General features: G+C 74.5%; 7 protein-coding genes. 5 read left to right on the top strand and 2 right to left on the bottom strand.

What is annotated here, in order from left to right; translation table 11 throughout:
• Nucleotides 1-76: 76 nt before the first annotated feature.
• Both AB0947_RS38415 and AB0947_RS38410 read right to left on the bottom strand, forming a co-directional pair.
• On the bottom strand, nt 77-388 hold the full coding sequence (locus AB0947_RS38415) for an STAS domain-containing protein (protein WP_366755027.1): 312 nt from the start codon (nt 386-388) through the stop codon (nt 77-79).
• Nucleotides 388-4,368: a SpoIIE family protein phosphatase gene (locus AB0947_RS38410; RefSeq protein WP_366755045.1), complete on the bottom strand. Its 3,981-nt coding sequence runs from the start codon at nt 4,366-4,368 to the stop codon at nt 388-390. The genes AB0947_RS38415 and AB0947_RS38410 overlap by 1 nt, the downstream gene beginning before the upstream one ends.
• Nucleotides 4,369-4,946: 578 nt before the next feature.
• Here AB0947_RS38410 and AB0947_RS38405 point away from each other — a divergent pair.
• From AB0947_RS38405 to AB0947_RS38385, 5 genes are all read left to right on the top strand, one after another.
• Nucleotides 4,947-5,312: an STAS domain-containing protein gene (locus AB0947_RS38405; RefSeq protein WP_366755026.1), complete on the top strand. Its 366-nt coding sequence runs from the start codon at nt 4,947-4,949 to the stop codon at nt 5,310-5,312.
• Between the two features lie 228 nt (nt 5,313-5,540).
• The gene (locus AB0947_RS38400; protein ID WP_366755025.1) at nt 5,541-6,710 is read left to right on the top strand and encodes a PP2C family protein-serine/threonine phosphatase; all 1,170 of its coding nucleotides are present in this window, start codon (nt 5,541-5,543) and stop codon (nt 6,708-6,710) included.
• Between the two features lie 195 nt (nt 6,711-6,905).
• Entirely contained in the window at nt 6,906-7,646 is a 741-nt protein-coding gene (locus AB0947_RS38395; protein WP_366755024.1) for a peptidase E, read from the top strand.
• A gap of 140 nt (nt 7,647-7,786) precedes the next feature.
• Nucleotides 7,787-10,909: a type 2 lanthipeptide synthetase LanM family protein gene (locus AB0947_RS38390; RefSeq protein WP_366755023.1), complete on the top strand. Its 3,123-nt coding sequence runs from the start codon at nt 7,787-7,789 to the stop codon at nt 10,907-10,909.
• 271 nt (nt 10,910-11,180) lie between these two features.
• Nucleotides 11,181-14,096 carry an AAA family ATPase gene (locus AB0947_RS38385; protein ID WP_366755022.1) on the top strand — a complete coding sequence of 972 codons (2,916 nt, stop codon included), beginning with the start codon at nt 11,181-11,183 and terminating at the stop codon, nt 14,094-14,096.
• Nucleotides 14,097-14,345: the final 249 nt, after the last annotated feature.

The following is a 14,345-nucleotide window of genomic DNA, read 5'->3' as shown; positions in this document are numbered from 1 at the left end:
TTCGGGCACTGCGGTGGTGTGCGCTGGGCGAAGACGTCGGGGGCGGACAGGGCGTGGTTCGCGCTGTGGCGGGTGGTCATGGCCGCGGCGTGTCGTCGGTTCCGCGACCGCGGACGGTGACCAGGTCGGCGAGGCCCGAGACGGTGAGTACGGGCTCCAGCAGCGGGCTGACGACGAGTTCCAGCCGGTCGGCGTGGGCGAAGAGCACGCTCAGCCCGGCGCTGTCGAGGTACTCCACCCCGGTCAGGTCCACGACGAGCGGACCCGATCCCGCCTCCAGGGCGTCGGCGAGGGAGCCCGCGTTGCTCATGTCGATCTCGCCGCTGACGGTGAGACGGGGGGTACCGTCCGGGCGTCGGCCGGGGGTGAGCGTCAGGGCGGTGGTCATCAGGCGATCCTCATCTGCATGTCGACGGTGGTGCCGGACGGGCCGGGAGTGATGGTGACCTGCTGCATCATGGCCCGCATCAGGGTCACGCCCCGGCCGCGGTGGGCGTTGAGCTCCGGCTGCGGCACCTTCCACCGGCCGCTGTCGGCGACGGTCAGGCGCAGGTTGTCCACGAAGGCTTCGGCGCGCAGCCGCACCGCTTCGCCCGGCGCGTGCCGGTGACCGTGCTCGATGGCGTTGGCGCACGCCTCCCCCGCGGCGACGAGCACGTTCTGCACGGTGTTCGGAGGCAGGCCGCACTGGCCGAGCCAGTTGCGCAGCGCCTTGCGGACGGGCGCGAGCTGGCCTGACTCGGCCGGGAAGGACAGCTCCAGCGGCGCCGGATGACGGTAGAGCAGCAGCGCCACGTCGTCGTCGTACCCCCCGACCGGGGCGAGCCGCGCCATGACCTCGGTGGCGAGGTCGTCGACGGGCACCTCGCGGCCCCGCTGCACGGCCTCGCTCGCCTCGTCGATCCCCGTGCTGAGCGGCCGCCGGCGGCGTTCGACCAGCCCGTCGGTGTACAGCAGCAGCGTGGCCCGCGCGGGCAGGGTGCACCGGGCCTCGGGGCGCTGCCGGCCCGGGCGGACGGCGAGGGGCAGGGACCGGCCCTCGTCCAGGAGCCGGGTGGTGCCGTCGGGATGCGCGAGGATGCCCGGGGGGTGTCCGGCGCTGGAGTAGGTCAGGTCGCCGGTGCCGGGATCGAGGACACCGCAGAAGACGGTCGTGCACAGCGCGCCGGGGACGCTCGCCGCGAACTGGTCGAGTGCCATCAGTGTCCGGGACGGGCTGGGCTCGCGCAGCATCAGGGCGCGGCAGGCGCTGCGCAGCTGCCCCATGACGCTGGCCGCCTCCAGGCCCCGTCCGACGCAGTCGCCCACGACGATGCCGATCCGCCCGTCCGGGAGGGCGACGGTGTCGTACCAGTCGCCTCCCACCTCCAGCGGGCGGGTCGCGGGTTCGTACCGCACGGCGAAGCCGTCGGGGAGCCGGGCGGGACCCAGTATGGCGCGCTGGAGCGCGATGGCGGTCTCGCGCTGCTGGTCGATCTGGTGGGCTCGTACCAGGCCCTGTGCGAGGTGCCCGGCCAGCAGGGAGAGCAGGAGCCGGTCCTCGGAGGTGAACGGCCGGTTCTCGCCCAGATCGATCCACACGGCCAGCGGGCCGTGGGGGTGTTCCAGCAGGACTCCGGCGCCGGTGTCCGCGGCGACCGGGGTGAGCGGTGACCGGTGGCACAGTGCGGCGACTTCCTCCCGGCGCTCGGCGGGCAGGTCCTCCCAGCGCAGGTCCGCGTCCGTGGCGGTCAGGGCGGGTACGTCACCGCGTCCGAAGACGGCGGCGACGACGCTCCGCGCGCGCCACAGCGCCCTCAGTTCGGCGAGGGCACCCGACAGTGCTTCGGGCAGGCTGGCGGCCCTGGACAGGGACGTGCTGAGCGCGGCCAGCGCCGTCTCGCGCTGGACGGCGTAGTGCTCGGCGGTGACGTCGCGGAAGGTGCCTACGGTGACGCTGCGTCCGGTGTCGGGGTCCTCGGCCTTGTTGTAGGTGACGGCCACCCACACGCGGTGACCGTCACGGTGGGTGACCGGGACGGTGTAGGAGCCCTGAGGGTGTTCCAGCAGGGCGGTGAAGGCGTCACCGACCTGACGGTGCGCTTCGGGGTCGGCGGCCGCGTCCGGCCACCACGGGTGGACCGGTGCGTACGGCAGGTCCTCGGGACCGTAGCCGAGGATGTCGGTGAACGCCGTGTTGATCTCGACGACGGCTCCGGACTCGTCGCAGACGAAGAACGCCTCCTGGAGGGAGTCGATGAGCGCCGCCCGCCAGCGGACGTGGTGGCTGCGCAGCCGGGACAGTTCGATGTTCGCGCGCACGCGCGCCAGCAGCTCGGCAGCGGCGAAGGGCTTGACCAGGTAGTCGTCGGCGCCCGCCTGCAAGCCCTCGATCGACGCCTCCTGTCCGGCCCTCGCCGACAGCAGGAGGACGGGTACCGAGGCGGTACGGGTGTCGGCGCGCAGCCGGGCCACCAGCTCCAGTCCGCCCAGCCGGGGCATCATCACGTCGCTGACGACGAGGTCGGGGGTGTCGCGGCGGGCGGAGTGGAGGGCTTCCGCGCCGTCGGTGACCGTGGTGACCTGGTATCCCGCTCCGGACAGGATGCGGGTGAGGTATTCGCGCATGTCGGCGTTGTCGTCGGCCACCAGCACGCGGGCGGTCACGGCGGGCACCGGGCCGGAGGCGGTGGTGTTCGCCTCGGCGGGCATCCCCATGTCGTCGGTGTCGGTGCCGGTGGTCCCGCCCGGAAGCCAGCGCAGGGCCTCCTGGACGTAGGGGTCGGCGGTGGCGGACGCCGCGGTGCCGCCCGCTTCGGGCAGCACGGAGTCGGAGGGCAGGTGGGCGGCCCCGAACGGTATGCGGATGGTGAACGCGGTGCCCTTCCCCTCGGTGCTCTCGGCGGTGATGGTGCCGCCGTGCAGAGTGACGAGTTCCTGTACCAGGGCCAGGCCGATGCCGCTGCCCTCGTTCGACCGGGAGCGTGCGTTCTCGATGCGGTGGAAGCGCTCGAACAGCCGGGGCATCTCCGCTTCGGGTACGCCGATCCCGGTGTCCGCGACGGTGACCACCGCGTGCCGGCCGGCTCCGCGGACGCCGACGCGGACCGTACCGTCGAACGTGAACTTCAGGGCGTTGCTGAGCAGGTTGAGGACCACCTTCTCCCACATGCCGCGGTCGACGTACACGGGTTCGTCCAGGGCCGGGCAGTCCACGTCGAACGCGAGTCCGGCCTTCTCCATGGCCGAGCGGAAGACGCTGGCCAGCTCCGCGGTGACCAGGGCGAGGTCGACCGGCTCGTAGCGGGCCTGCATGCGGCCCGCCTCGATGCGCGAGAAGTCCAGCAGCGTGTTGACCAGCTTGCCCAGCCGCAGTCCGTTGCGGTGGATGACGTCGAGCTCCTGCCGTACGTGGCCGTCCGCGCCGGCGAGCCGCGTCCGGAGGTCCTCGACGGGTCCCATGATCAGGGTCAGCGGAGTCCGGAACTCGTGGCTGATGTTCGAGAAGAAGGTGGTCTTGGCCCGGTCCAGTTCGGCGAGTTCCTCCGCCCGCCGCTGCTGGGCCTGGTAGCTGCGGGCGCTGCCGATGCCGGAGGCGATGTGTCCGGCCGTCAGTTCGACGAAGCCCCGGTAGCCCTCGTCCGGCACGCGGTAGCGGTTGAGTCCGGCCACGCAGAAACCGTAGGGGGCGCTGCCCTGTTGCAGGAGCGGGACCACGAGTGCCTGCACGGGTGGCTGGGGCCAGTCGCCGCAGGGCAGGTCGGCGAAGACCTCGCCGTCGAGCGGCACCAGCGCCGTCTCGGCCCCGGCCAGCGCCGCGGCGGGCCACACGGCGTCAGGGTCTGCCACGGAGAGGGCGGTCGGTGCGGCCGGGTGCCCGGCGGGGATCCCGGTCCTGCCGGACAGCCGGGCGGTGTCGCCGTCGAACAGGTAGGTGAGGGTGAAGGGCAGATCCTTCCGGTTGCGGTTCAGCTGCCGGTCGGCGAAGGCCAGCACCTCCTGCTCGGTGCGGATCACGCTGGGGTCCGAGCCCAGGTCCCGCAGCGTGGCCATCCGCCGCTCGCCGATCACCCGCTCGGTGTCCTCGCTGACCACGCAGAGCATGCCGACGACGGCACCGGAGTCGTCCCGCAGGGGACTGTAGGAGAAGGTGTGGTAGGTCTCCTCGCTGTATCCGGAGCGCTCCAGGAAGAGCAGCAGTCCCTCGTCCCAGGTGGCCTTCCCGGTGTTGAGCACGGCTTCGATGCGCGGGCCGATGTCGTCCCAGATCTCCGCCCACACCTCGTTCGCGGGCCGCCCCAGCGCCCACGGGTACTTGCGGCCGAGCGTGTCACGCCGGTATGCGGCGTTGCAGAAGAACGTCAGCTGCTCACCCCAGGCCATCCACATGGGAAACCGCGAGGAGAGCAGGATGCTGACGGCTGTCCGCAGGCTCTGCGGCCACTCCCGCGGCGGGCCGAGGGGCGTGGCCGCCCAGTCCACCCCGGCGAGATCGCCGCCCACCTCCCGGTCGGCGGCGAACACGTCGCCGTCGGCGGCCGTCGGCCGCGGCCCGTGCCCAGCCGTGTGCGAATCCTCCACGCGACACCTGTCCCCTCATGCCCGGCCCGCCCCTGCGGCCGTTGCCATGCCGATCGCACGCCTCATGCCTGACCGCGTGCCTATGTCCCTGACTGCCCCGGAAGCGGCGCCCGACGCCCCCGTGCGCCCACTGCCGTCTCGTACGGTGACGGCCCCTCCGGCCCGGCCGCCATCGCCCCGGACACCACGAACGCATGATTCATACGGGATGCGGGTGATTCCCCGGACGGGCAGTTGCGGCTCATAGCATAATGCGGGCGGGAAAGCCTGTGCGGATGGTGCGGGGCGACCGGGTACCCGCGCGATGGAGTGCCTCTCGCACGACCGACCTCTGCCGAACGGCATCCGCTGCCTCGCCGTAGGTGACTCGCCGCACAGGAGAACTGGTGAACGACACAGGAAGCACCCTCGCCATCGCCACGCAGGCCTGGCCGACGGGGCCGGTGGTGCTGCGGGTGGCCGGGGAGCTGGACCATCACACGGGCCCCCGCCTCCGGCACACCGTCGAAGAGGTGCTGCGCGACCCCGGCACAGGCATCCTCGCCGACCTGTCGGAACTGGACTACTGCGACTCCACCGGAGTCACCGTGCTGATCACGGCCTGCCGGCGCGCCCAGGCCCTGGGCTCCTCCTTCTCGGTGGCGCGGCTCAGCCCTGCCATGACCCAGCTCTTCCGCGTGGTGGGCCTCGACCAGATGTTCACGTTGCACTCCAGCGTCGAGGAGGCCGTGGACGCCCTGAACGAGGGCTGACACACGGTCGCCCGTGGCACGTCCGCAGTGCGGGGGGGGCGCCGTGCGGGCGGGGTCGCGGCGCACAGGATGCCGTCACCGTCCGGTCGTCCGGCGCAGGCCACGGCCGGGCCCCTCCCGACCCCATGCCGCGACCAGGCTGACGCGGCCGCCGGAGCGGTGTGACGGACGCACGGGTGCACTCGGCGGGACCGGGGGAAGACGTGCGACATCGGATGGGAGGGTGCCGTGGGTGAGGGAGATGTGGAGCTGGGTGAGCTTCTGGCCGCGGCGGAGGCCGCGCCGCCCGGGGAGTCCGTCGGCGTGATCGCGGACGACTTGCGCAAGCGCTTCAGGGCCGAGCGTGTGTCGTTCCTGTTCGCCGATCTGCTGGGGCAGCAGCTGCTGCGCCTGGCCGTGTCGCCCGAGGGCGGCGCGTCGCACCGTGCCGAGCGGATCGACTTGCGGGGCAGCGTGTACGACAGGGTCCTCCGCAGCCAGCTGCAGCATGTGGAAGCGGACGGCCCGGGCCGGCGGCGCGTGATCTCGCCGGTGACCAACCGCGGCGACTGCATCGGTGTGCTGGAGGTGACGCTGCCGTACCCCGACGACGGCGTACTCGCGCAGGTCGCGGACGCGGCCCACGCCCTGGCCTACGTCATCGTCACGGACCGTCGTTTCACCGACCTCTACCACGTGGGCCGGCGCACCACCCGGACCAGCCTCGCCGCCGAGATCCAGCACCAGCTGCTTCCCTCGGCCTCCTGCTGCGAGGCCCCCCAGTTCACCCTCGCCGCCGGCCTGGTCCCGGCCGACGACATCGGCGGCGACACGTACGACTACACCCTCGACCGCGACACGCTGCACCTGTCCATCACCGATGCCATGGGCCATGACACGGAGTCCGCACTGCTGGCCACATTGCTCATGGGTGCCCTGCGCGGCGCCCGCCGCAGCGGCTGTGACGCGCTCCAGCAGGCCCGTCGTGCCCACGAGGCCCTGCTGAGCCACAAGCGCGGGCTGGCCACGGGCCAACTGCTGTGCGTACGCCTCGAGACGGGCGTGTGCGAGCTGGTCAACGCGGGACACCCCTGGCCGCTGCGCCTGCGGGCGGGCGCTGCCGAGGCCGAGGAGGTCCCGCTCGCCGTCAACCTGCCGTTCGGCGTGGCGGCGCCCACCTCCTACCGGCTCCAGGAGCTGCGGCTGTGCCCCGGCGACCGTCTGATCCTGCTCACCGACGGCATGCAGGACCGGGGTGCCGCGGCCGCCGACCTGGCCTCTCTGGTGCGCGACACGCGCGACTGCCACCCCAGGGAGGCCGTACGCGCAATGACGACCGCGGTGTGGGAGGTCTGCGACGGCAACCTCAAGGACGATGCCACCGTGCTCATCCTGGACTGGCACGGTCCCAGAGGGTGACCGGCCCCACCGGTCCGGCCCGGCGACGAGGCGCGCCCGTCCCGCCGCATCAGCGGTGTCGCTCCCCGGGCCAGGGCCGAACCCGCGCGGAAGCGGTCGACGGCGACGAGACACACCAACCGAGGTGCCGCGAGGGGACGTTCGTCTTCCCGGGGCCGGGACACCGGCGCCGCTCACGGCGCTACGATCACCCGTGTGACCGCTGCGGAACCGACCATCCTCGCCACGTCCGGAGGGCATCGTGCCGGTACGCGCACCCGGCTGCTCTTCGACGCCCTGGTCCACCACGCGGTCGACCTCTCGGGGGTGCACGGCAGGCGCCCCCGCATCCTGTACGTCGGCACGGCGACCGGCGACGCCGAGCACGTGACGGCGCGGGTGGCGGAGGCGGCCCGGGTGGCGGGGTACGACCTCACTCCCCTGCAACTGTTCCCGATGCCGAACGTCGAGGACGTCGAGGGCACGGTCCTCGCCCACGACGTGGTCTGGGTGATGGGCGGTTCGGTGGCCAACCTGCTCGCCGTGTGGCGGGTGCACGGCCTGGACGTGATCATGCGGCGCGCGTGGCGGGCGGGCGTGGTGCTCGCCGGCGTCAGCGCGGGTTCCATCTGCTGGTTCGAGGGCGGCGCGACGGACTCCTTCGGTCCCGGCTTGCGCCCGGTCACCGACGGGCTGGGCCTGCTGCCGTACGGCAACGGCGTGCACTACGACTCCGACGCGGGAAGGCGTCCGCTGATCCACCGGCTGGTCGCCGAGGGCGCCTTCCGCACGGCCCACTGCACCGACGACGGGGTGGGTCTGGTCTACCGGGGCACCGAGCTGGTCGAGGCCGTGGCGGAGCTGCCGGGCAGGGGCGCCTACGTGGTCGGCCGCTCCGGCACGGGGACGGTGGAGGAGCGCATCGAGCCACGGCTGCTGCCCGCGCCCCGGTTCTGAGCGACCGTTCCCGCCGGTACGGGACGTCCACGCGGTGACCGCTCCGCAGCGGTGCGGCACGCGCGCGGACATGGGGGCCGCCAGAATATGGGGGGCACTTCCCCATGTGGGGGTCGCGGAGGTCTGGCACCGTCTTCCCCGTGACTGAGACCACCGGCCTCCCGGCTCCCCGGACCGCCAGCCTTCCGAGCCCGCTCAGCGCCGGCCCGCCCCACGCCTGGTGGGCCCCGGCGCTGACCCTCGCGGAAAGGCTCGTCGCGCCCGGCCTCCCGGCGGCGGCGCCCGCCGGTGCCGCCGCCGGCCGGGCCCCGTGGAACCTCGGGGACGGCGACGGCTTCGCCCTGCGACTGGCCCATCTCGGGGTGGACGGAGCCACCGCGGCGGCCCTCGCCGCGGAGACCGCCGAGCGCCTCGCCGCCCGCGTGGCCAAGCCCCGCTGGGCCGAGTACGCCGAGGCGGCGCTGGCCGCCGCCCCCGGGACCGTCGACGTGCCGGCCGTGGACGGTACGGGCCCCGGGGTCTTCGCCGCCGTCGTGCGGCCGCTCGTCACCCCGGCCTCCGACCTGCTGGCCCGCCGCACGGCGGACGTGTCCGTGAGCGAACGGGTCGTGTGGCGGGAGGCGTTCGAGCGGCGGCTGACCGAGCAGCTGACCCGGCAGGCGGCCCGGACCCTGGTCCACGAGCTGTCCCAGGCCCGACGCGCCGGGCGGCTCGTGGGCGCGGACCCGCGGGAGCGGTTCGTCTCGTTCGTCACCGCCACCGGCGGCCGGCGGGGCCTGTCCGCGCTGTTCGCGTCCTACCCGGTGCTGGCCCGGATGCTCGCGCAGACCGCGCTGGACGCCTCGGATGCCGCGGTGGAGCTGGTGACGCGGTTCCGGGCCGACCGGGAGGACCTGGTCCGTGAGCTCCTCGACGGGCGCGGGCCCGGTGCGCTGGCCGGGGTGGACCTCGGTCTGGGCGACGCCCACCAGGGCAACCGGGCGGTCGCGATCCTGCGCTTCGCCGGCGGCGGCCGGCTCGTGTACAAGCCCCGGCCGCTCGACCAGCACGCCCTGCTGGACGACCTGGCGGCCTGGCTCGGCACCAAGGTGCCCGGCCTGGCCCTGCGCACGCCACGCAGTGTGCGCAGGGCGGGGTACGGCTGGCTGGAGTTCGTGGAGCACCGCTGGTGCCGGTCGGGCACCGAGGCCGATGCCTTCTACCGGCACCAGGGCGCGCTGCTGGCCCTGCTGTACGCGGTGGACGGCGCCGACATGCACTACGAGAACGTCATCGCCTGTGGCGACCAACCGGTCCTGGTCGACGCGGAGACCCTGCTGCACACCGGCCTGCCGCAGGCCATGACGGCCGGCGCCGATCCTGCGGCGGACGCCCTGCAGGCCTCGGTGCACCGCACCTGTCTGCTGCCCCACCTGCTGATCGGTGAGCACGGCGCGCTGGACATCTCCGCGCTGGGCCGGGACGCCGAGGGCACCTTCCCGAGCGAGGGCCTGCACTGGGAGGACAGCGGCGAGGACACGATGCGGGCGGTACGGGGGGCGGTGCTCAGCCCGGCCGCGCAGAACCAGCCGCTGCCCACGGGGGCGCCTCTGGAAGGGGCCGACCACCGGGCGGCCCTGCTGGAGGGGTTCCGCACCGGCTACGCGGCGCTGGCCGCGCACGGCCGTGAACTGCTCGCCCCGGGTGGGCCGCTGGCGCGGCACGCGGACAGCCCCGCGCGCCTCATCGTGCGTTCCACCCGTCTGTACGCCACGCTGCTGGAGGAGTCCGCCCACCCGTCGCTGCTCGCCGACGCCCTGGCCCGGGAGGGCGTGTTCGCGGTGCTGTGGACCGAGTCGGAGTGCGACGAGGCCCGCCGGCGCCTGGTCGAGCACGAGACCACGGAGCTGTGGCGCGGTGACGTCCCCCTGTTCGTGCATCGGCCGTCCGGTACAGGGGTCCGGGCGGCCGATGGCACGTGGCTGCCGGACGTGCTGCCGGTGGCCGCCCTGACCGCGGTCGGCGAGAAGCTGGCCCGGATGGACGAGGTCGACTGCCACGACCAGGAGTGGATCATCTCGGCGACGCTGGCGGCGCGCGGCAGTGGTTCACCCCTGGCGCGGCGTTCCGAACTCGCCGTCGCCCCGCTCCCGGCGGTCGTGCCGGACGCCTCGCGGCTGCTGGCCGCCGCGTGCGGCGTCGCCGACGAGATCGCCGCCCGCGCGGTACGCGGCGGCGGCCGGACCAACTGGCTGGGCCTGGAGCAGGTGTCGGGACCGCACTGGGCCGTGCTGCCGATGGGCGCCGGGCTGGGGCAGGGCTACTGCGGGGTGGCGCTGTTCCTGGCGCAGGCGGACGCGCTGACCGGGGCCGGCCGGTACGCCGCGCTGGCCCGGGAGGCGGTCCGGCCGCTGCCCGCCCTGATGAAGGCGCTGGCCGCCGATCCGGACCTGAGCGCGGCGGCCGGACCCGGCGCCTACGCGGGGCTCGCCGGTGTGGTACACGCGCTGGTGAGGCTGTCCGTGCTGCTGGGCGAGGACCTGACGGGCTGTCTGCCCGACGCGCTCACCGCGCTCGGGCACGCCGTGGCCGGCTGCGCCGATCCGGGGCTGGCCGGTGGTGCGGCCGGTGCGCTGACCGCCGCCGTCGCCGCGCACGAGGCGACCGGGACGCCCGAGGCGCTGCGGCTGGCCGACGCGGTGGCGGACCTGCTGCTGGCCGCGGTGCGCGGACCGGGCCGGCAGGACCCGTCCGCGGACGCCGCGGTCGTCGGTGGCGGGCCCGGGTTCGCGGACGGCGCGGCGGGAATCGGCTGGGCCCTGCGGCGCTACGCCGGCTGTCGCCCGGAGCGGGCCGCCGCGCACGCGGGCGCCGCCGACGCGCTGCTGCGTGCCGCGGTCCGCACGGTACGGACCGCGCCCACGGACCTGTCCTGGGTCTCCGGGCTCGCCGGCGTGGCCGCCGCGGCGCCCCTGAGTGCCGCCGGCGCGCTGACTCCCTTCCTGGCGGACGCCGAGGTGGGTCCCGGTCTGAGTCTCGGGCAGGGCACGCTCGGCACGCTGGAGGCGCTGGTCACGCTCGCCGGGCGGGGGGACGCGGTGGCCGCGGGGGCGCTGTCCCGGTGTTCCGGACAGGTGCTCGCGCTGGTCGAGGCGCAGAGCCACCGGTGCGCCACTCCCGACCACGTCCCCTCCCCCGGGCTGCTGACGGGCCTGTCCGGCATCGGCTACGGACTCCTGCGTCTCGCCCACCCCGAGAGCGTGCCGTCCCTGCTGCTCCTGTAGGAGCCCGGTTCGGTGACCGCTCACCTCCCCGCTCCGGTGCGCCACGCCCGCGGGCCGCGACCGGGCTCGCGCCTTGGACGGTGCTTTCGGCCGCCGTGGTGCTCACCCGCGGTGTCGTCGGCACACTCGGTACCTCGCCGGCGGCGGCACCGGGTCCGTTCCCGTGGGCGTGGCGGCGGGGTCCACGCCCGGCGCGCCGGGGGGGTGGCGGAACCAGTCCCCGGCTGCGCGGCCTGCCGCGGTGGCCGATGTCCGATTACTATCTGCGTTCATGCGTTCCCATGCGCCTTCTCTGGTCGGACGGGACTCCCAACTGGCCCTGCTGGACCGTGCTCTGGCAGACACGCGCCAGAGTCGCGGCGGTGTCGTGTTCCTCGTGGGAGAGGCCGGTGTCGGCAAGTCGCGGCTCGCCGCGGAGGCCGTCGGCGGAGCCCTGGGTGCCGGGATGCGGGTGCTGCGGGGCCGCAGCAGCACCACAGGACCGGCCGTACCGTTCCGACCGCTCACCGAAGCCCTGATGTCGCTCTTCCGCGGTGGCGAACCCATCGACGACCTGGCCCTCGGTCCTTACCGGCCGGTTCTCGGGCGGTTGATCCCGGACTGGGACACCGGCGAACGGGACAGCAGTTCCATGGTGATCCTGGGCGAGGCGGTGCTGCGCCTGCTCATCGCCGCCGGGCGCGGGCAGGGCCAGTTGCTGCTGCTGGAGGACCTGCACGACGCCGACCCGGAAACGCTCGGCGTCCTCGAGTACCTGGTGGACAATCTGGAGTACTCGCCCGTCCTGCTGCTCGCCACGGTCCGGACGGATTTCAGCGACGCCCTCGACCTCGCGCAGTCCGCCCGCCGGCGCGGCGCGGCCACGCTGGTGGAACTGCCGCCGCTGACCCGGCCCCAGACGCACGAGATGATCGCGGCGCAACTCGGGGCCGACGCTGCGGAGCAGGTGCCCGCGGCGGTGCTGGAGCGGCTGTGGGAGGACAGTTCGGGGAGTCCGTACCTGGTCGAGGAACTGCTCCAGTCGATGATCGGAGCCGGCACCCTGGTGCGGGGGCCGGAGGGCTGGCGGGCGGTCGACAACCTCCGCAGCGACGTGTCCTCGTCGCTGGCGCGTGGCATCGTGCGGCGTATCGACCGGCTCGGCGCGCAGGGCCTGACCCTGCTGTCGGCCGCGGCCGTGCTCGGCCGGCGCTTCCCGCTGACGGTCCTGCAGCGCATGACCGGCGTCGACGACCGGGCCCTGCTCAGCCATCTGCACGCCGGGGTGGCCGCGCGGCTGGTGGTTCCCGACGAACCCGCGCCGGACTGGTACTCCTTCCGTCACTCGCTCACCGTGGAGGCCCTGTTCACGCAGATGACCCCGGGCCTGCGCGCGGAGTTGGCCCGGCGGGGCGCGGAGGCGGTCGAGGAACTGCATCCGGACCTGGCCGGTGACTGGTGCGCGCTCGCGGCCGGGCTGCGCGGCACGGCGGGCGACAAGGAGCAGGCCGGCCTGCTGTTCGCGGAGGCGGGCGAGCGGGCGCTGGCGGCCGGGGCGCTCGGCTCCGCCGTCACCCTGCTGAGCCGGTCCGAGGGCCTGCTGGCCGACGCGGGCGATCCGCAGTCGCGGGCCATGGTCCTGGAGAACCTGCTGCCGGCCCTCGCGGAGGCCGGCGACTTCGCCCGCGCCCTCGACCTCGCCGAGGACCTGCACGCGCTGGACGGTTCGGGGCTCAGCCCGGTCCGTCTGGCCACGCTGCACACCCGGCTGGCCAAGGTCGCCCACACGGCGGGCCGGTGGAGCGACGGCAACCGGCAGATAGCCCGCGCCCGTGAGGTGCTGGCCGCGGCACCGGACGAGTCGGTCGCCGCGGCCGTCGACGTCACGGCCGCCTACCTGGCCCTGGACACACCGGGGCCCGACCGCACCCAGCACGCGGAGAAACTGGCCCGGTCCGCCGCCGACACCGCCGAACGGCACGGTCTGCCCGTCGTCGCCTGCCAGGCCCGGGAGCTGCTCGCGACGGTGGCCCGCGAGCGGGACCCCGAGGAGTCGGCGGCGATGCTCGGACAGGCACTGGCCACGGCGGAGCGCCACCGTCTGCCGCTCCAGCGCATGTACGCGGCCACCCGGCTCGGTGGCAACGCCTGGCTGGCCGACGGCGACACCACGGGCCTGCTGGCGGTCCGCGAGGAGGCGCTGCGGCTCGGCTCCGTGAACATCGTCCACACCGTGGACGGCATCCTGGTGCTGGACGCCGTGCTGCGCGGCCACTACGACACCGCCCGGTCGGCCGCCGCCGAGTGCCTGGCCGTCGTGCGCAGGCTGCGTCTCGCGCCCGTCGTGCGGTACGTCCTGATGGCCCAGGCCGTCCTGGCGGCCCACCACGCCGACCGGGGCGCGATGGAGCGGTCGCTGGCGGCCTTCGCCGAGTGGGACGGCGCCGGTTCGCAGGAGGAAGCGCTCGGCCGCGGTCTGGCCCGGGCGTTCTGCGCCCTGCTGGAGGAGGACCGCGGCCTGGCCCGGGAGGAACTGCGGCAGGTGCTGGCGCTGGAGGCGGTCAACCCCTCGACCTACCATCTCGGCGGCACCCACGGCCTGGTCCTGCTGCTGGACGTACTCGCCGGGGACGCGGACCGGGCGCGGCACGAGGAGATCACCGCCACCGCCGTCGCCCGGATGCGCTGGAACCGACAGTTCGTGCTGCTGAGCGACGCCGTGCTGCTGGGCCGCGAGGGCGCGGGTGAGCGGGCGGCGGCCACGGTGGAGACCGCGCTGGCGGTGGCCGAGCCGTACCCGCTGGCCCGGCACCTCGGGCTGCGGCTCATCGCGGACGCGGCGCACCAGGACGGCTGGGGCGATCCGGTGGGCTGGCTGCGGCGGGCGGAACACTACTTCCACGAGCGGGACGTCCAGGCCGTCGCGGGCGCCTGCCGGGCGGGGCTGCGCCGGCTCGGCGCCTCCGTGCACCAGCACCGCACCGGCACCAGCGGCATCCCCGACCGGCTGCGCGCCCAAGGCGTCACGGTACGGGAGTTCGAGGTGTTCCGGCTCCTGGCGGAGCGGCTGAGCAACAAGGACATCGCCGACCGGCTGTTCATCTCACCGCGTACGGCGGAGAAGCACATCGCGAGCCTGGTCACGAAGACGGGGGCGGCGAACCGCGCGGAGCTGTGCGCGCAGTCGGCCGCCCTGCGGGACCTCTGAAGGCTGGCTGCCGGATTCCCGCGCCGGAAGGGGAGCGCCGGACGGGCCCGCGGGACTCGGCGGCCGGCCCTGGCGGACGAGGTCCGGCCGGCCGCGTCCGGCCTGCCCGGTGCGGTACGGGAGCGGAAGACCCTGCGTGCCGGCCGTACGGCGTCCACGAGGCGCCGTGCCCGGTCGGCCGGAGCGGTCCGGCTTCCCCGCCTCGGTCCGGTCCCGCCGGTCCGGTGCTGTGCGCCGTCCGGCGCCGGT

It is taken from the genome of Streptomyces sp. NPDC047841, from assembly GCF_040704085.1.
GTDB classification, from domain to species: Bacteria; Actinomycetota; Actinomycetes; order Streptomycetales; family Streptomycetaceae; genus Streptomyces; species Streptomyces argyrophylli.
Note: the sequence above shows the minus strand (reverse complement) of the source record. Positions and strands in the feature narration are given on the sequence as shown.